Origin of the sequence: Streptosporangium album, assembly GCF_014203795.1 — a bacterium.
In the GTDB taxonomy this organism is placed as follows: domain Bacteria; phylum Actinomycetota; class Actinomycetes; order Streptosporangiales; family Streptosporangiaceae; genus Streptosporangium; species Streptosporangium album.
This window is the reverse complement of sequence record NZ_JACHJU010000001.1, coordinates 1,003,034-1,019,190: the sequence shown is the minus strand read 5'-3', so window position 1 is coordinate 1,019,190 and position 16,157 is coordinate 1,003,034. Positions and strand designations below refer to the sequence as shown.

The following is a 16,157-nucleotide window of genomic DNA, read 5'->3' as shown; positions in this document are numbered from 1 at the left end:
GTTAATTTTTAGCACCGTGAGCAACGACAATCAACGTGCCCGTCTTGCGATCGCGGCGGTGTTCGCCGTCCACGGCGCGGTCGGGGGGAGCATGGCGACCCGTATCCCGTGGCTGCAGGACCATCTCCAGCTTGGGCCCGCGGCCCTGGGCGCCGCCCTGTTCTGCCCCGCGGTCGGTGCCTTCTTCGCCATGCCGATGGCCGGGCGCCTCGTCCACCGCTACGGCGGGCGTGCGGCCACCCGCGTCCTGCTCGCCCTGTGGTGCGCGGCGCTGGCCCTCCCCATGCTCTCTCCCGGACTTCCCTGGCTGTGCGCCGCCTTCCTGGTGTACGGCGCGGCGGCCGGCATGTGCGACGTCACGATGAACGCCCAGGGGGTGATCGTCGAACGGCGCCTGGAGCGCTCGATCATGTCCGGACTGCACGGCATGTGGAGCATGGGCAGCCTGGCCGGTGCGGGGGCCGGGGTGGTCGCCGCGCAGGCCGGGATCGACGCGCGCGTCCACCATTCGGTGATGGCGCTGGTGCTGCTGGCCGTCGGCGCCGTGGCGGGCCGCCGACTGCTCGACACCTGGCCCGAGCCCGGTGAGCAGGCGCCGCCGCGGTTCGCCGCGCCCCCGAGGGCGATCCTCGCCATCGGGGCCGTCGGATTCTGCGCCACCTTCGTCGAGGGGGCCAGCATGAACTGGGCGGCCGTCTACGCCAAGGATGTCACCGGCGCCGGCCCCGGTGCAGCCGCCGCCGGCTATGCGGTCTTCGCCCTGGCCATGGCGGTCACCCGGCTGGCCGGAGACCTGATCGTCCGCAGGCTCGGACCGGTCGCGACCGTCCGCGCCGGCGGTCTGCTCGCCGCCTTCGGCGGAGTCGTGATCGTCATGGCCCGCACCCCGCTGCTGGGGATCACCGGGTTCGCCCTGCTCGGACTGGGCGTGGCTGTGATCGTGCCGCTGTGCTTCGCCGCCGGGGGGAACGCCGCCGCGACCCCCAGCCTGGGCATCGCGGGAGTCGCGACGATCACCTACCTGGCCGGGCTCGTGGCCCCCGCCGCCACCGGGTGGATCGCCGATGTGACCTCGCTGCCCGCCACGTTCGGCATGATCACGGCCATCACCCTGGCCGCCGTCGTCCTCGCCGGAGCCCTGCGTCCCGCAGGGGGAGCGGGCGGCCGGTCCCGGCCGGAGGCCGGGGCGGGGGCGGCCGGTCCCGGCCGGAGGCCGGGGCGGGGGCGGGCCGGTAGCGCTCGGCGGGCGGGCCGTACGTCGTCGCCTTGTCCCCGTTCGGCGGTTGCGGGGCGGTGATGTCCGGGCATGCTCCAAGGACAGGGCCGGATGTGCGGACCGGCCCTGCCGCCTTTCGCTGAGTTCTGCCGAGATTTCCCGAGGTGAGTGGCATGGCGTTTCATCCGAACCTTGATGCCGAGCTGGCCGTCGCCCTCGCGGAGGCCCCACTCCCGGCGATCGACATCGGCGACCTGCGGCCCGAGGACCTGCCCGGCATCCGCGCCGAGCTGGCCGCCGCCCAGGCGGCGATGCCCCCGTTCGTGCCGGACGGCCGGCTCACGATCGAGGACCGGGTGGTGCCCGGCCCCGATGGCGAGCCCGACGTCCGGCTGCGGATCTACCGGCCCACCGGGCGGCGGGAGGCGATCCCGGGGCTCTACTGGATCCACGGCGGAGGCATGATCATCGGCTCCGTCGAGACGGAGGATCCGATGCTGGCGAAGTGGGCCGTCAAGGTGGGGTGCGTGGTCGTCTCGGTGGAATACCGCCTCGCGCCGGAACACCCGCATCCGGCGCCGGTGGAGGACTGCCACGCCGGCCTGGTCTGGACCGCCAAGAACGCGGCGGACCTGGGCATCGACCCGGACCGCCTCGCCGTGGCCGGGGCCAGCGCCGGGGGTGGACTGGCCGCGGCCACCGCGCTGCTGGCCCGCGACCGGGGCGGCCCGCCGCTGGCGTTCCAGCTTCTGATCTGCCCGATGCTCGACGATCGCAACACCACGCCGTCCAGCCACGAGTTCACCGACGCGATCGTCTGGAACCGGGCCGCGAACCTCTTCGGATGGACCGCCCTGCTGGGCGACGCCGCCGGTACCGACGGGGTGTCACCGTACGCCGCCCCTGCCAGGGCGACCGACCTGTCGGGCCTGCCGCCCGCCTACATCGACGTCGGCGAGCTGGAGGTCTTCAGGGACGAGTGCGTCGACTACGCGCAGCGGTTGGCGTGGGCCGGCGTCTCCACCGAGTTCCATCTCTACCCCGGCGCCTTCCACGGCTTCGACGTGATGGCGCCCGGCGCGGGGATCAGTCGCCGTGCCGCCGCGGAGCGGGTAGTCGCGCTGCGCAGGGCACTGCTCCGCTGACCTCCGGGCCCGGCCGCCTTCCCAGGGCCGGCCGGGCCCGTTTGCGGATGTATATAGTCGGCTATAAAATAGCCGACTATGGAAATCATCGATGTGCTGGCCATCTGCGGGAGCACGCGGGAGAAGTCGTTCAACCGGGCCCTGACGCTGGCCGCGCGGGACCTGGCTCCCGACCCGTTCCGGGTGGAGGTGTGGGACGACCACACCGGGCTTCCCCATGTCGAGGCGGCTCCCGGGCGACCGTTTCCCGCAGCCGTCGGCGCTCTGCGTGACCGGGTGTCAAGGGCCGACATCCTGCTGCTGGTGACACCCGAGCTCAACCGGAACATCCCCGGTCGTCTGAAGGACATCGTCGACTGGCTCTCGGTCCCCGCGCCGCCCCGGCCTCTGATGGGCAGACCGGTGATGCTCATGAGCGCGTCACCCAACCGGTTCGGTGGGGCGTTCGCGCAACTCCAGCTCGCCGATCTCCTGCGACGGGCCGGCGCGGAGGTCCTCACCGACCTCGATGTGACGGTCGGATCCGCGCACAGGCATGTCGACGACGCCGGAAACCTCGTGGGCGAGGAGCCGCGTCACGAGGTCGCGCAGCTGTGGCGCCGCCTTCTCGCCCGCACCGCGGACGGCCGTCAGGCGGTGCCGGTGTGACCGACGGACGCGAGGTCGCCGCGAGTACGGGGCCGGTCGGCTACGCGCTCGCCCAGGTCACCAGGGCGCACCGCACCGAGATGCAGCGCCGGATGGCGGAGCTCGGCCTGCATCTCGGCCAGGAGCTCCTGATCGTCGACCTCCACCGCAACCCCGACAGCACGCAGGCGGAGCTGGTCCAGCGGATCGGCATGGAACAGCCCACCATCGCCAAGGCGATCACCCGCATGGAGCGGAGCGGGTTCGTGGAACGGACCGCCGACCCCCGGGACCGCCGGGTGACCCGCCTGCGGCTGACCGGACAGGGCGAGGCCGTCGTCGAGGCCGTCGTCGCGGCGTGGGCCGGCGTGGAGGACCTGGCCACCGCCGGACTCGCCGGAGACGATGTCCGGCAGCTCCTCGGACTGCTGGACCGCATCCGTCACAACCTCACGTAAACCCCACCCGAATAACGATCAAGGAGAGAGCATGGAACTCGGTCTGGCAGGCAAGGTCGTGCTGGTGACCGGCGCGAGCTCGTCCATCGGCAGGGCCACCGCCCTGGCCTTCGCGGAGGAGAAGGCGCTGGTCGCCGTCGGTTACCACACCAACCGGGAGGCCGCCGAGGAGACGGTCGCCCTGGCGGAGCAGCGCGGAGGCCATGCGATCGGCTGGCAGCTCGACCTCGGCGACTCCGACTCGCTGGAGAGGTCCGTCGGACACGCCCGCCGGGAGCTCGGGCCGGTCGACGTCCTGGTCAACAACGCGGTGCACTGGCCCTCATGGCCGGATCCCGGCGAGCTGTTCGAGACCGCGCCGCCCGAGCGGTTCACCTCGTCGGTGACCGCCAACCTCGTCGGCCCCTACCTGCTCGCCCGCGCCGTCCTGGGCGACATGCGCGGACGTGGCTGGGGGCGCATCGTCAACGTCTCCACGGGGCTGGTCGAGGACGGCTTCCCCGGCAACGTCTCCTACGTCGCCGCCAAGGCGGGGCTGCACGGCCTGACCCGGGTCATGTCCCGGGAGCTGGCCGCCGAGGGCATCCTCACCAACGTGGTCATGCCGGGCTTCACCCCCGCGGACAGGCAGATGCCGGCCGAGCTGATCGACAAGGCCGGCGCGGCCGCCGCGACCCGGCGGGTCACCCATCCCGACGACGTCGCCCGCATGATCGTTTTTCTCTGCTCGGAGGCCAACACCAACACCACCGGCGAGGCCATCAGGACCGACGGCCACTTCCTCAGCCCGGGCTGACCGCCGGCCGGGCCCACATCGCCCGGCCGACCAGGCGCACATCTGGCGGGCCCCGGCTGAGCGCGAGACCGCGGTGGCGCTGCTGCGGCGGGCCGTGGAGCTGGGCCTGCAACGGCTGCGGGTGGAGCGGATCGACCTGCTGCAGCTGCACGCGGTGGACCCCACGGTGCCGTTGGCCGACCAGGTCGGCGCGCTGAAGGAGTTGCGGGACGAGGGCCAAGGTACGCCACATCGGGCTGTCGAAGGTAAGCGTCGAGCAGCTCGCCGAGGCCGCCCACATCACGCCCATCGCGGCCGTGCAGAACATGTACAACCTGGTGGCCCGGGAAGACGAGGACGTCGTCGACTACGCGGCCGCGAACGACATCGCATTCCTGCCTTTCTTCCCGATCGCGATGGGCGGGCACACCGGCTCAGGCAGCCCGCTGGCCGGCGTCGCGAGTGAGGGGGGCGCGACCCCGGCGCAGACCATGCTCGCCTGGTTGCTGCGACGCTCGCCGACGATCATCCCGATCCCGGGCACCACCTCGCTCGCCCACCTGGAGGAGAACCTGGGCGCGCTGTCCGTGAAGTTGTCCGACGAGCAGTACGAGCGGCTGTCGGCGCTGTCCTGAGGGCAGGGCGCACCGGCGGGTACGGCCGTCGCTTCTCTTTTCGCGACCGAAGGCTTAGCCCTGGGCGGGTCCGCCTCGGACGGACCGCCATGCCCATCCGGCCGTGGTCCCGTCCCGCCGCCGGCCGGTGATCTCGTGTCAACGAGAGGAGAGGTCCCTTTCGGGCTCGAGCCGGTTCGGAGTCTCCGCCGACTCCGGCCACGCACGACGTGACCTTGAGAAAGCCGGCCATCCGTGCGGCGCCGACCGGGTCCCCCAGAGCGCGACGGCGATGTACAGGGCCTGCTCGGGAATCCTGAACCAGAGCGGGGACGCCTCGCCGCCGTTGAACGGCACATCGGCGACGGCGGCGTAGACGTTGGCCGGAAGCAGCAGCACGAAGAGCACCGCGAGGCTGATCCCGGCGGCCCGGCGGGACCTGGCGATGATCAGTCCCGCCGCACCGAGGAGTTCCAGCACGCCGGTCGCGTAGATTACGGCGTCGGCGAAGGGCACGACGGGTGGCACCATGCGCACCAAGTCGGCGTGGTTGGGCATGACCGTGACGCTTGCCGGAACAAAGTGCGCACTGGCGGCCATGACCACCATGACGGCCATCGCGTGTGCCGCGCTGATCGGCCATGAGGTGAACCGACTGACGCCGAGCGCTCCCAGTGTGCGGAAGCCCAGCAGCGCAATCACCAGAACGATGATCGTTTCCACCGCTCCTCCTAATTGGGTAGTTGTGCTATCTAGATTTGGATAGTGGCACTATCTTCTAATGAGAGGCGAGTGTCAAGAACGACGATCTGCCGGTGGTCGTCCACGGTCGCCCTCGCGGACATCGGCGGTGTGCGGGCGGCTCGCGGCCGACGCCGTGTGCGGCTCGCGCCCGAAGCCACCGCCGACCTGGAAAGGCTGCAGGCGATGGCGGACCCCGAAGAGCGGTCACAGGCCGTGGCCCTGAGGAAGACGTCCTTCGACCTTGCCGAGCAGCCTCCCGTGCAGGATTTTCGCCGCCGCGATATCGCGGCCGAGCAGAACCCGCCGGGTCGCATCGACTCCTGACCGAAGGCTGGGGTGAACGACGGCGCCGACCATCGCTCGATCCCTTGATCCCAACCGCCGACAACTAATCGGAGTCGAAGGACTCAAGGTCAGCCTCGCCGGAGCACAGGAGAAGCTCGCCCAACTGGAAGCGGCACGACGGCCGACCAATGTGGACCTCGGCATGCCAATCTTCGGACAGATCGCCACACGAGCCAGTGAAGTCACGGCGCCACGGCAGGGCGGCCAAGCCGCTGGTCTTCATCGCTGAGTCCGTACAGAACCTGCGGGATCTGCGTCTTCACCTGGGTCGATAGGGTCACGATGACCGCGACGTCGCCGACAGGCTCGGATCTGCTGGCGACTTCGTCAACTCATGGAGGGGAATTGATATGCCTGATGGATGGCAGTGGGACAGCACACTATTCCAGGGAAGTGCAGCCTTCTATGAGCGCGGCCGGCTGCCGTATGCTCCGGGCTTTGCCGAAACACTGGCCACGGCCGTCGGCCTGGACGGCCGGGGCCGACTCCTTGACGTCGGCTGTGGGCCGGGCACCGTGCTGCTCGCCATGGCGCGGTGCTTCACCGAGGCGGTCGGCATCGATCCAGATGAAGACATGCTGGCCGAGGCCGAGCGACAGGCCAAGCGTCGCGGGGTAACCAACGCGCGTTGGGTGACTGCCCGAGCCGAGGACCTGCCGGCCGGCCTGGGTGAGTTCCGCGTCGTCGTGTTCGCCAATTCCTTCCACTGGACGGACCGGGACCGAGTCGCCGCGACCGTCTTCGAGATGCTGGAGCCAGGTGGCGCGTTCGTCCACATGAGCGACCTTAAGGACCAGTCCGGGGAATCGGTACCGCAGCCGCAGCCACCATCGCCTTCGCATCCTGCCCCGCCCAACGCCGAGATCCGTGAACTGGCGCGGCGGTATCTAGGCCCTGTTCGCCGTGCGGGCCAGGGAACACTTCCCAACGGCACGCAGAACCGCGAGGACCTGGTCCTTGCGAAAGCCGGGTTCGAGGCCTTCGAACGGCACGTCATTCCGGCCGGGCAGGTGGTCGAGCGCAGCGCGGACGACATCGTGGCGTGGGTGTTCTCCCTATCTCACTCTGCGCCGCACCTCTTCGAAGACAGGCTGGCGGACTTCGAGCGGGACCTGCGGGCGCTCTTGCAGGAGGCGTCACCCGACAACCGTTTCGCCGAGTGTCTTCCGGCGACCGAGATCATGACCTGGCGCAAGCCACAGGGTGAGCGGTGACGGCAACCTCGCGACGGCCTGCAGCCCGCCCGTGATCGACGGTCCGACGGTCGCCAGCCATCGTCGTCTCCCGGTAACGGTTCTTAGTTCAGCGTGATCTGGCGTGGAACCCCGGGCGTTCGTGCCCGGGAGGAAACGACAGCGCGGGAGGGCCGCCAAGGCCCGAGCGGTGTGGTGACCGGTAGGCCGTCGAGCGGCTCAGCCCGGACGTTTCTGGTTTTCGATGTACTCCTTGATGATCGATAGGGGTGCGCCGCCGCAGGAGGCGGCGAAGTACGACGGCGACCAGAAATGCCCGCCCCACAGATACTTACGGATATGTGCCGGATACTCCTTGCGGAGTAGCCGGGCAGACACGCCCTTGAGGCTGTTTACCAGCGTCGAGAGGGCGACTTTGGGTGGGTGGTGCACGAGCAGGTGCACGTGGTCTTCCTCGCCGTTGAACTCGACCAGCTCCGCCCCGAAACTGTCGCACACTTCGATCATGATGTCTTCGCAGCGACGCAGAATCTCGTCGGTGAACACACCTCGCCGATACTTTGGGGTGAAGACCAAGTGGGCGTGCAGGTTGTGGACCACGGCGCGGCCTCGGCGGATGTCGGGATTCGGTCCCCATCTCGGTGACATGGACCTAATGCTAGAGTGTTCGATATGAAGCTGGTGGTGCGGGTCAAGCTCCTGCCGACGCCTGAGCAGGCGGCGGCGCTGGAGGCGACTCTACGCGCGGTCAACGACGCGGCCACCTGGGTCTCGACGCTCGCCCACAACCAGCGGGTATTCCGCAATTACGACCTGCGCAAGCACCCGAGTTCCGCGTAATTAGCGGTCACTAGAGACTCCGACCGGGTAAACTTGCAGGTCAGAATGGTGTGACTAGAGCTGCGGCCTGAAATCGCCTAGAGAAACGCCTGGGCAGATTGCCCCGTTAGCTCCGGGTTTGGGTGGGTATCGTCTAGAGACGATGTATGTGAAGACCACCAGCCGGAAGACCAAGAACGGCACGGCAGTCCGCTACCTGCACCTGGCCCACAACGAGTGGGACCCGGTCGCAGGTCGCTCCGTGCCCAAAATCTTGCACAGCTTCGGCCGGGAAGACCAACTCGACCGCACCGCGATCACCCGGCTGGTCGCCTCTCTATCCAAGCTGCTGGACCCGGCCGAAGCACTGGCCGCCACCACGGCCCCCGGCCTGGCGTTCCTAGAATCACGCCCTTACGGCGGCACCTACGCACTGGACCAGATATGGCGCCGGCTGGGCATCGACCAGATCCTCATCCAGCTCCTGCAGGGCCGCCGCGGCCGGCCCCGTGACGTCTCGGCCGAGCGGGTGCTGTTCGCTCTGGTCGCCAACCGCGCCCTGGCTCCGTCGTCCAAACTGGCTGCCGCCGACTGGATCAGCAACGATGCCCACATCGACGGCCTGGCCGCCACCAGCGACGACGCCTGCTACCGGGCCATGGACTGGCTACACGACGTCCGCGAACGACTGGAGGCCGAGATCTACAACCAGGTCGCCAACCAGCTCAATCTGGAGGTGGACCTGCTGTTCTTCGACACCACCAGCACCTACTTCGAACTCGACGAGGCCGACGAGCCGATCGCTCGCGACGAGCACGGACTGCCGGTCTCCCCACCCGCATCCGCATCCGCATCCGCATCCGCATCCGCATCCGACGGCGACGGCGACGGCGACGGCGAGCAGGACAGGGCCGGATTTCGCACCTACGGCAAGTCCAAGGACTCCCGCGACGACCTGCCGCAGATCGTCATCGGCATGGCCGTCACCCGCTCCGGCATCCCGGTCCGGGTATGGTCCTGGCCGGGCAACACCTCCGATTCAGCGTTGATCCGGCAGGTCAAGGACGACATGCGGGACTGGACCCTGTCCAAGATCGTGTGGGTGGCCGACCGCGGGTTCGCCTCCGCGGCCAACCGCCGCTACCCGCGCAGGGGCGATCATCACTACATCATCGGCGAGAAGCTGCGCTCCGACAGCCCCGAGATCACCACCGCGCTGTCGCGGCAGGGCCGCTACGCCGACATCACCGCGAACATGCGCATCAAAGAGGTCAAGGTCAGCGAGCACGAACGGTTCGTGATCTGCCACAACCCCGAGGCGGCCGCCCGCGACGCCCACGTCCGCGAGCAACTCATCACCCAACTGCGCGAGCTGATCGACGGCTCCGACACGCTGAGCGTGATCAAACGGGCCGAGCTACGCGGGAAGATCAGCGCCAGGCCCGCGCTGAACCGCTATCTGCGCACCACCCCCGGCGGGCGCTTACGGATCAACGCCCGCGCGATCAACGCTGAGGCCAACCTGGACGGCAAATACCTGCTGCGCTGCTCGGACCCGCATCTACCGGCCGCCGACATCGCCGTCGGCTACAAGCAGCTTTTGCAGGTCGAGCGCGGCTGGCGCGACATGAAGTCGATCATCGATCTGCGGCCCGTCTACCACCGCCGCGAGGAACGTATCCGCGCCCATGTCATCTTGTGCTGGCTGGCCCTGCTGCTGGTCCGCATCATCGAAAACACCGTCGGCGACACCTGGGTGAGCATTCGCCGTCACCTCAACCGTCTGCAGATCGGTACCTTCCATGGCCCCGCGGGCCGCTTCCGTCAGCGCACCGAGCCCACCAAGGTCCACCGCGACCTGCTGACCAAACTCGGTATCGCTGCGCCCCAGCAGATCATCGAGCTCGCTGCTCTCTCCTGATCCTTCCTAAGCTCGGACCTGTGCGCGGACTAGAGAAACGCCCATCCGGTGTGTCTCCACGCGTTTCCCCAGGTCAAGCACCGGTTTCGAGCTCTAGCCGCTCCGAATTACGCGGAACGCAGGCGACGGGCGGTTGCCGAAAGTTCGGATGCCTTATCGGGAAGACCGGGATTCTCAACCTGGTGAGGAGCTTTTGCGGGGCCGCTTCCTCGGCACCATCAGCCAGATCCCCGCCACCAGACAGCCGAACGAGGACACGATCAGCGCCAGGGACAACCCAGAGGGCCACGAGTCCACAACGACCCATGCCAGCGCGATGAAGAGGAAGGCCGCAACCAGCAACATCCCCCAGCCGCAACGGCGAGGCTCGTCGCGGCCGGGCCGGAACTCGATGGCATGCAGGCGAGGGAACCGACCAGTCATGACCATGTAGCCGCCCTGCGCCGCGTACAAAGACGCGGCGGTCGCGCCGATCATGTTTGACCAGGTAAGGCTCATCAATGCGGCTCCTCTGCCATCTGGAGTGGATCACTCTCCCAAGGACAGTTTGCCGAATTGTTCTTGTGAGGTATCAAGCGGCGGCGCGCCGCACCGCGCGCCCGCCGTACCCAATGAGATCGTTCCAACTTGAAGTTGCTGGTCAGGGGCCTGGTGTGATCCGTTGAGGGCATGCTCTGGCTGGTGGTGGGTACTGATCATGGTGGGTGATCATCGGTCAGCGGGTGTGTTCGGTGATGGCCAGGACCATCAGCGCGCGGAGCAGCTTGGTGACGTGGATGGCGTCCAGGCGGAGCTTGGTGAGGATGCGCCAGGCCTTCAACGTGGCGAAGCCGTGCTCGACGGGGGCGCGTTCGGCGCTGATGAGCCGGTTGACCTGCTTTTGCGCGGGGGTGAGGGGCCTGCCGCGGGTGGCTTTGCGGCCGGTGATGATGACCGGATTGTCGTCATCGTCGTCCAGGCCGACGAAGCCGAGGTCGGCGATAGCGCCCAGCCCGGCCTCGCGCAGGCGGGCGGTGAGGCGGTTGTGCCGGGCGGTGGTGATCTCCGATGCGCGACCAGGCCGGACGGCGGAGACCCACAGCAGGTTGCCGCGGGTGTCGGTGAGCGCCACCACGAGCAGCCCGTGGGCCTTGTGCTTGCCCGAGTAGTTCCTGCGGTTGTCGGCTCCGGTGCGGCGGCGGGTGCGGATCAGGGTGCCATCCAGCAGGACGACCTCACCACCGGCTTTGGCGATCTTCTTCAGGGCGCGGTCCAGGCGGGGTGCGCGGGCGGCGAGCAGTTCGACGGTCTCCAGCATCCAGCGTCGCACGGTGGAGGCCGAGACGTTGTTGGCGCCGGCCATGTCGGCCAGGCGCTGGTCATGGCGTAAGACGGCCAGCACGATGGTGGCGATCTTCCCGGCGGGCAGTTTCCGCCAGCGCGAGCCGATGGTCTTGAGATGAGCGCGCAGCAGGTCGGCCAGGAAGGTGAGGGTTTGGGTGGACAGCGGCAGCATGCAGGAGTAGACAGGCGAGGGCGTGTCTTCGGCGGACGTCGAAGCCTTCGACGTTGTCGATGTCGTGGTTTTGGTTGTGGTCACACGCCGCCAGGCCCCCGCCGGGGACACGCTCGGGATGTTTCACCCGGGCAGGGCCTGGCCAGGGGCTGCGGGAAGCGGCAGTGGGCGCAGTGGGCCGCCCGAGGTCAGGGGGCGAACGCGCCGCTGGGGGTCTTGCGCAGCCAGCCCCGCTCGGCCAGCCGGTTCAGCTTGGCCCGCACGCCTTCGACCTGCCCCGATTCGGTGGAAAGGCTGAGCTGGGCGCAGATCGCCTTGCAGATGAGGGGGCCGTCGGCGGCGCGTACCGCGGCCAGTAGCGCCTGGTAGTCGGCGGGCAGCTCATCAGTGCCGGCAGCGTGGTGACGGTGCGGGATCAGCAAACCGCCGGGCACGGGCACGGACGCGGGTACGGGTACGGGTATGGGGCGCAGCTCTATCCCCTGGGAGGCCTGCTCTGCTGCCTGGGCTGGGGTGAGCATCACCTGGTAGAACGGCGTCGGCTCACCGCCGGGCTCGCCGGGTGCGTTGAGCTGCTCGGCGGGATCGTCGGCGAGGAGTTCCTTGACCACCTGCTCGGCCACACGCAGCCGGTCCATCTCGTCTTCGGTCTCGGCCAGTTGCTCGCGCAACCGATCGGCGTGCGTGCCCAGCGCGACCAGGCGCATGGTGATGCGCTCCAGCAGCGGTGACGACATGGCTTCCCCCGGCCGACAAGACAACGATTACCTGGCGAGATCACCAGGACACGGACGATAACGACCCCAGGCCGGGCAGCGCAGACGAAAGCCGGAAGATCCACATTTGCCCCCGGCGGACGATCGAGACCCATGATCCCAGCCGTCTACCAGGAGAGAGCACACTCAACACCGCCAGGCCACCCCCTCCGACCTGCGAGGACAGGATGGAACTAGCTCAATGCACTCACCCACCCCAGCGGCGCACCGCCGCATCAGGGCGAGACATCCTGGCCCGGCGAGGAGTGACGCGCGACCAGCTCGCCGATCGGCCCCGTCCGCCAATCAGGGGCGTAGACGCCTACCTGAATCCGTCGATCGGCACCGATCGTGTGCACCTTCGGGGGAACTGCCTTCCGTCGACGGCCTCTCACATCCACCGGCTCCACGGCACCGACGCTAAAAGTCATCACGTCGACCGGATACAGGCCACCAATGCGTCTGGGCTGCACATCAACGAAGTCCGCCCAGCTCACCGCAACCCTGAAGGTATCTCTCTGAGCGATCATTCCCTCCTCGGTGACCGTCAGACTTCGGCGCCGCACCTTCATCACGATGAAAAGCAGATACACCACGCTCACGGTCACGGTAACCGTTGCCATTAAATTCGCGGGCAAGCCAAGGGCGATGGCCAGGAGGCAATAGACGACAGCGAGCACGACGGCACCGACTCCACCAGAGAAAAAGGCGAGCGACCAACGTGGACGATAGATGATCTGCATGGGCAAAACCGTACCGGTCCAGCCGCAATCGCCACCCCTTCAACCTCATTGCCTCCGGATCCGACTGGACGCAACCATGATCGCCAGTCACTCTGACAAGGAGGGCGCCGCGGCCAACTTCGAGGGGATTGCCACCCCCTCGCGTCGTTCTGCGACAACACCGGCGAGGCCTTGGTGGTCAAGCTCCGGCCCGGCACAGCAGGATCGAACACGGCACGCGATCACATCACCGTGGTCGACGCCTCGATCGCCGCTGTCCCCTGGCCGTACCGGCGCAACCTGCTGATCACCACCGACGGGGCGGGCGCCACCCACGACTTCATCGATCACCTGCACGACCTGGCCCGCCGCCGCGGCCACCGCCTGGAGTACTCCATCGGCGGGGAGTTGGGCGAACGCGAACAGAACGCGATCCGCCTGCAGCCCGAAGACGCCTGGCAGCACGTTATCGATGCCGATGGCAAGGCGCGCGACCTCGACGCCGCCGGTGTCGTCGAACTCACCGGACTGCTCCGCCGCAGCGTCGGCGGCGACCGACTGGCCGGCTGGCCCGCCGACATGCGAGTGATCTGCCGCCGTGAACGTCCCGGCAGCGGCGCTCAGTTGTCGCTGCTGGAGGAGGCCGACGGATGGCGCTACGGCCTGTTCGTCATCAACACGCCCGGTCGTCAGCTTGACTTCCTCGAAGCCCGCCACCGCGTCCACGCCCGGGTCGAGGACCGCATCCGGAATGGAAAATCCACCGGGCTCGGTCGCCTGCCCAGCACATCCATGCAGGTCAACGCCGCATGGTGTGTCGCCGCCGCGATCGCCACTGACCTGTTGTGCCGGCTACGACTGCTGTGCCTGACCGGGACCATGGCCCACGCTGAACCCAAAACACTGCGCTACCGGCTTCTGCACACCGCTGTCCGGCTGGTGCGCGGCCGGCGCAAACGCAAGCTCAAGATCCCCCAGACCTGGCCCTGGGCCGACGACCTGCTCGCCTGCTTCACCTTCGCGCTCGCCCTGGCCCCGCCCGGCTGACGCCACCACTCATGTCCCTTGACCGCAGACTTCGGAGGAAACCCCCCACGTCGGCCCATGGAACCGACGCCGACCCGACGCGACAGCCGGGTCGGACCGCTGCCCAGCAGCTTGAAAACATGATCGACAAGACGGCCGAAGATCGGCTTCACACCAACAAGACGCGCTCACGCCTCACACGTGACTGATCAAGGCAGAGCATGGGCGGTGCTGGTCGACCTGTTCGGCTGAGCCCGATGCTGATCTTCTCCTCAGCATAAGCACCGTTTGAAAATGACAGCCTCAATGAGACGTTGTCAGCAACGGTCGATGACCGTGTGTAGCCGATCACGGCGGGCGTGGGAGTGATCAAGTAGAGAAAAGCGTGAAGCCCCTGGTAGGGGTGGGTCTTGTCGAAGGATCCACCGCACCGCACACAAGGGCTTCACGTGACCTCCAGTATCACCTACACAGCCGAGTTGGACATGCCGCGCGAGGTTGTGCTGTTTCTGGCCGGGCTGTTGCGCGCCGAGCGGGTACGGCGCCGCACCCGCGCGGGCACTCGGGCGCTGGGCGAGTTCAAGCAGGCCGTTCTGATCATCCGCTGGCTGGTGGACGGCGCTCGGATCGCCCGGCTGGCCGCCGATAACGCCATCTCGCACGCGACCTGTGATCGGTACGTCGAAGAAGGGGTCACCGTATTGAAGGCCCAGGCGCCGACGCTACAGGAGGCGCTCACGGCGGCGAAGGCCGCCGGCTACACCCACCTGCATCTGGATGGCACGCTGATCGAAACCGACCGCTGCCGCGCCCTGGGCCCGAACGGCGCCGACCTGTGGTGGAGTGGAAAACACAAGCAGCACGGCGGCAACATTCAGGTCCTGTCCAGCCCCGGCGGCGACCCGCTGTGGACTTCTGAGGTACGGCCCGGCCGTGAACACGATCTCACCTGTGCCCGCCTGCACGGCCTCCTCGACCTGCTGGCCAAGGCCGCCGAGGACGGGCTGATCACGTTGGCCGACCTCGGCTACGTCGATGCGGGTATGGGGTTTCGCCTGCCGTACAAGAGGTCTCGGGGTGGCACACTCACCGACGATCAGATCCAGTACAACAAGGTCCACGGTGCGCTCCGAGCCCTCGCCGAACGAGCGAACGCCCAGCTCAAGATGCGGTTCAAGGCACTGCGGAACGTCAGCAAGTGCCCTTGGAAGATCGGCGGTATCGTCGCCGCGGCGCTCGTCCTCTTCCACCGGGAGCAAGCTCACAAGCAGCTGTCACCCAGCGTGAACGCCGGTTGCTGACAATGACTCAATGAATGTTGTACCCCTACAAGGGGACGGCCGAATACTGGTCGGTGAACGGGCACGCGGATCTGGCCTGGTCCTACCGGACCCCGCTGGAGGAGAGCCGCCGCATCGCCGGGCTGGTCTCCTTCTACGACGAGAAGGTGGACGTCTACGTGGACGGCGTCCTGCAGGAGCGCCCGAAGTCCAAGTTCGCCTGATCCTGGCCGTCAGTCGGACGGCTCGAACGGGTTGACGATGGACACTCCCGTGCCGGCGAAGTCTTTGGCGTTCCGGCTGACCAGGGTCCAGCCGTTCACCCTGGCCGTCGCCGCGATCAGGCCGTCCATTACCGGGAGCGGGCGTACGGCGTTGAGCCTTCCCCACTCCTCGGCGATCTCCGGGGTGACGGGAGCGATGCGGTCGCCGAACTGCCGGTGAAGGCCATGGAGCCAGCGCTCCAGAGCGGTTGCCTGTACGGGGTCCCGGCGCCTGCGTAGTTCGATTCCGCAGCGAATCTCGCCGACCGTCAAGCTACTGAGATAAAGAGTGGGCCCGTGAACTGCGCCGATCCATTCCTTGACCTGAGGGCTTCCGTTCCGCTTGCGGGTTTCGGAGACGACATTCGTGTCGAGCAGGTAGCCGATGCCCATCAGTCGAGATCGACCTCTCGGGGAAGGTCCTGGTTCCGCGGGAACTCTATGTCGTCGTCCCAGTCGGGATCGGCAAGAAGGAACTGCCTGAAGTCGGGGGCATCGCCTTTGAGGCGGCGGTATTCGGCGATGTCGATGACGACGGCGACCTCTTCTCCGTGCCGGGTGACCACCTGAGGGCCTTCGCTTACCGCACGCCGCACAACCTCACTGAAGCGTTGTTTCGCCTCCTGGACCTGCCATCCACTCATGGACTACCTCCTGTCTAGTCTGTCTAGACCTAGGGTAGCTCCAGTTCAGATCATGCGCAGCGGTTACCTTCGCAATTCTTCATCCGCGTGTCAGGTGACACGGGACCTGGCCAAT

20 protein-coding genes and 2 pseudogenes are annotated in these 16,157 nt (G+C 67.8%); 14 read left to right on the top strand and 8 right to left on the bottom strand.

The genetic code is table 11. The annotated features are described in order from the left end of the window. The first annotated feature begins 16 nt into the window (after nt 1-16). From FHR32_RS04800 to FHR32_RS04775, 7 genes and pseudogenes are all read left to right on the top strand, one after another. Complete coding sequence (locus FHR32_RS04800) at nt 17-1,297, top strand: MFS transporter (RefSeq protein ID WP_312882006.1); 1,281 nt, start codon at nt 17-19, stop codon at nt 1,295-1,297. Nucleotides 1,298-1,389: 92 nt separating this feature from the next. Next, nucleotides 1,390-2,361: an alpha/beta hydrolase gene (locus tag FHR32_RS04795; RefSeq protein ID WP_184753178.1), complete on the top strand. Its 972-nt coding sequence runs from the start codon at nt 1,390-1,392 to the stop codon at nt 2,359-2,361. Nucleotides 2,362-2,439: 78 nt separating this feature from the next. Further along, nucleotides 2,440-3,009: an NADPH-dependent FMN reductase gene (locus FHR32_RS04790; RefSeq protein WP_184753177.1), complete on the top strand. Its 570-nt coding sequence runs from the start codon at nt 2,440-2,442 to the stop codon at nt 3,007-3,009. Beyond that, a complete protein-coding gene (locus tag FHR32_RS04785; RefSeq protein ID WP_184753176.1) occupies nt 3,006-3,446 on the top strand; it encodes a MarR family winged helix-turn-helix transcriptional regulator in 441 nt (146 codons plus the stop codon). The genes FHR32_RS04790 and FHR32_RS04785 overlap by 4 nt, the downstream gene beginning before the upstream one ends. A 31-nt stretch (nt 3,447-3,477) precedes the next feature. Further along, nucleotides 3,478-4,242, top strand: coding sequence for an SDR family NAD(P)-dependent oxidoreductase (locus tag FHR32_RS04780; RefSeq protein WP_184753175.1), 765 nt, complete (start codon nt 3,478-3,480; stop codon nt 4,240-4,242). 73 nt (nt 4,243-4,315) lie between these two features. Continuing rightward, nucleotides 4,316-4,399: pseudogene (locus FHR32_RS47150) on the top strand (hypothetical protein); the annotation flags it as partial. A gap of 73 nt (nt 4,400-4,472) precedes the next feature. Next, nucleotides 4,473-4,856 (top strand): aldo/keto reductase, encoded by a 384-nt coding sequence (locus FHR32_RS04775; protein ID WP_312882639.1) that lies wholly within the window; start codon nt 4,473-4,475, stop codon nt 4,854-4,856. Nucleotides 4,857-4,994: 138 nt separating this feature from the next. On the opposite strand, the gene FHR32_RS04770 is transcribed toward FHR32_RS04775, so the two are convergent. Next, nucleotides 4,995-5,558 carry a DoxX family protein gene (locus tag FHR32_RS04770; RefSeq protein ID WP_221465262.1) on the bottom strand — a complete coding sequence of 188 codons (564 nt, stop codon included), beginning with the start codon at nt 5,556-5,558 and terminating at the stop codon, nt 4,995-4,997. A 69-nt stretch (nt 5,559-5,627) separates the two neighbouring features. Between FHR32_RS04770 and FHR32_RS04765 the strand changes: the two genes are divergently transcribed. Together FHR32_RS04765 and FHR32_RS04760 are read left to right on the top strand one after the other, a co-directional pair. Next, nucleotides 5,628-5,903, top strand: a complete 276-nt coding sequence (locus FHR32_RS04765) for a hypothetical protein (RefSeq protein WP_184753174.1) — start codon at nt 5,628-5,630, stop codon at nt 5,901-5,903. A 371-nt stretch (nt 5,904-6,274) separates the two neighbouring features. Next, a complete protein-coding gene (locus FHR32_RS04760) occupies nt 6,275-7,138 on the top strand; it encodes a class I SAM-dependent methyltransferase (RefSeq protein WP_184753173.1) in 864 nt (287 codons plus the stop codon). 198 nt (nt 7,139-7,336) lie between these two features. On the opposite strand, the gene tnpA is transcribed toward FHR32_RS04760, so the two are convergent. Continuing rightward, nucleotides 7,337-7,765: an IS200/IS605 family transposase gene (gene tnpA, locus FHR32_RS04755; RefSeq protein ID WP_184753172.1), complete on the bottom strand. Its 429-nt coding sequence runs from the start codon at nt 7,763-7,765 to the stop codon at nt 7,337-7,339. 15 nt (nt 7,766-7,780) lie between these two features. Between tnpA and FHR32_RS04750 the strand changes: the two genes are divergently transcribed. Then, nucleotides 7,781-7,957, top strand: coding sequence for a hypothetical protein (locus tag FHR32_RS04750; RefSeq protein WP_221466175.1), 177 nt, complete (start codon nt 7,781-7,783; stop codon nt 7,955-7,957). 142 nt (nt 7,958-8,099) lie between these two features. After that, entirely contained in the window at nt 8,100-9,857 is a 1,758-nt protein-coding gene (locus tag FHR32_RS04745) for an IS1634 family transposase (protein ID WP_184753171.1), read from the top strand. A gap of 174 nt (nt 9,858-10,031) precedes the next feature. On the opposite strand, the gene FHR32_RS04740 is transcribed toward FHR32_RS04745, so the two are convergent. The 4 genes from FHR32_RS04740 to FHR32_RS04725 all read right to left on the bottom strand — a co-directional run bounded on the left by FHR32_RS04740 (nt 10,032) and on the right by FHR32_RS04725 (nt 12,850). Further along, nucleotides 10,032-10,355, bottom strand: coding sequence for a hypothetical protein (locus tag FHR32_RS04740; RefSeq protein WP_184753170.1), 324 nt, complete (start codon nt 10,353-10,355; stop codon nt 10,032-10,034). 217 nt (nt 10,356-10,572) lie between these two features. Next, on the bottom strand, nt 10,573-11,352 hold the full coding sequence (locus tag FHR32_RS04735) for a transposase family protein (protein ID WP_184753075.1): 780 nt from the start codon (nt 11,350-11,352) through the stop codon (nt 10,573-10,575). Between the two features lie 188 nt (nt 11,353-11,540). Continuing rightward, nucleotides 11,541-12,089 carry a hypothetical protein gene (locus FHR32_RS04730; protein WP_184753076.1) on the bottom strand — a complete coding sequence of 183 codons (549 nt, stop codon included), beginning with the start codon at nt 12,087-12,089 and terminating at the stop codon, nt 11,541-11,543. Between the two features lie 254 nt (nt 12,090-12,343). Next, nucleotides 12,344-12,850, bottom strand: coding sequence for a hypothetical protein (locus FHR32_RS04725; RefSeq protein ID WP_184753169.1), 507 nt, complete (start codon nt 12,848-12,850; stop codon nt 12,344-12,346). Nucleotides 12,851-12,994: 144 nt separating this feature from the next. Between FHR32_RS04725 and FHR32_RS04720 the strand changes: the two are divergent. From FHR32_RS04720 to FHR32_RS04710, 3 genes and pseudogenes are all read left to right on the top strand, one after another. Beyond that, nucleotides 12,995-13,876: pseudogene (locus FHR32_RS04720) on the top strand (transposase); the annotation flags it as partial. Between the two features lie 464 nt (nt 13,877-14,340). Further along, nucleotides 14,341-15,156 carry an HARBI1 family protein gene (locus FHR32_RS04715; protein ID WP_184756361.1) on the top strand — a complete coding sequence of 272 codons (816 nt, stop codon included), beginning with the start codon at nt 14,341-14,343 and terminating at the stop codon, nt 15,154-15,156. Between the two features lie 14 nt (nt 15,157-15,170). Further along, nucleotides 15,171-15,359: a DUF427 domain-containing protein gene (locus FHR32_RS04710; RefSeq protein WP_184753167.1), complete on the top strand. Its 189-nt coding sequence runs from the start codon at nt 15,171-15,173 to the stop codon at nt 15,357-15,359. A gap of 9 nt (nt 15,360-15,368) precedes the next feature. On the opposite strand, the gene FHR32_RS04705 is transcribed toward FHR32_RS04710, so the two are convergent. After that, nucleotides 15,369-15,791 carry a type II toxin-antitoxin system VapC family toxin gene (locus tag FHR32_RS04705; RefSeq protein ID WP_184753166.1) on the bottom strand — a complete coding sequence of 141 codons (423 nt, stop codon included), beginning with the start codon at nt 15,789-15,791 and terminating at the stop codon, nt 15,369-15,371. After that, a complete protein-coding gene (locus FHR32_RS04700) occupies nt 15,791-16,042 on the bottom strand; it encodes a type II toxin-antitoxin system Phd/YefM family antitoxin (RefSeq protein ID WP_184753165.1) in 252 nt (83 codons plus the stop codon). The genes FHR32_RS04705 and FHR32_RS04700 overlap by 1 nt, the downstream gene beginning before the upstream one ends. Nucleotides 16,043-16,157 lie beyond the last annotated feature (115 nt).

Coding starts and splice junctions, on each gene's coding strand:
- FHR32_RS04795 (WP_184753178.1), top strand. CDS start 1,390: ATGGCGTTTCATCCGAACCTTGATGCCGAGCTGGCCGTCGCCCTCGCG.
- FHR32_RS04790 (WP_184753177.1), top strand. CDS start 2,440: ATGGAAATCATCGATGTGCTGGCCATCTGCGGGAGCACGCGGGAGAAG.
- FHR32_RS04780 (WP_184753175.1), top strand. CDS start 3,478: ATGGAACTCGGTCTGGCAGGCAAGGTCGTGCTGGTGACCGGCGCGAGC.
- FHR32_RS04760 (WP_184753173.1), top strand. CDS start 6,275: ATGCCTGATGGATGGCAGTGGGACAGCACACTATTCCAGGGAAGTGCA.
- tnpA (WP_184753172.1), bottom strand. CDS start 7,765: ATGTCACCGAGATGGGGACCGAATCCCGACATCCGCCGAGGCCGCGCC.
- FHR32_RS04745 (WP_184753171.1), top strand. CDS start 8,100: ATGTATGTGAAGACCACCAGCCGGAAGACCAAGAACGGCACGGCAGTC.
- FHR32_RS04740 (WP_184753170.1), bottom strand. CDS start 10,355: ATGAGCCTTACCTGGTCAAACATGATCGGCGCGACCGCCGCGTCTTTG.
- FHR32_RS04735 (WP_184753075.1), bottom strand. CDS start 11,352: ATGCTGCCGCTGTCCACCCAAACCCTCACCTTCCTGGCCGACCTGCTG.
- FHR32_RS04730 (WP_184753076.1), bottom strand. CDS start 12,089: ATGTCGTCACCGCTGCTGGAGCGCATCACCATGCGCCTGGTCGCGCTG.
- FHR32_RS04725 (WP_184753169.1), bottom strand. CDS start 12,850: ATGCAGATCATCTATCGTCCACGTTGGTCGCTCGCCTTTTTCTCTGGT.
- FHR32_RS04715 (WP_184756361.1), top strand. CDS start 14,341: ATGCCGCGCGAGGTTGTGCTGTTTCTGGCCGGGCTGTTGCGCGCCGAG.
- FHR32_RS04710 (WP_184753167.1), top strand. CDS start 15,171: ATGTTGTACCCCTACAAGGGGACGGCCGAATACTGGTCGGTGAACGGG.
- FHR32_RS04705 (WP_184753166.1), bottom strand. CDS start 15,791: ATGGGCATCGGCTACCTGCTCGACACGAATGTCGTCTCCGAAACCCGC.
- FHR32_RS04700 (WP_184753165.1), bottom strand. CDS start 16,042: ATGAGTGGATGGCAGGTCCAGGAGGCGAAACAACGCTTCAGTGAGGTT.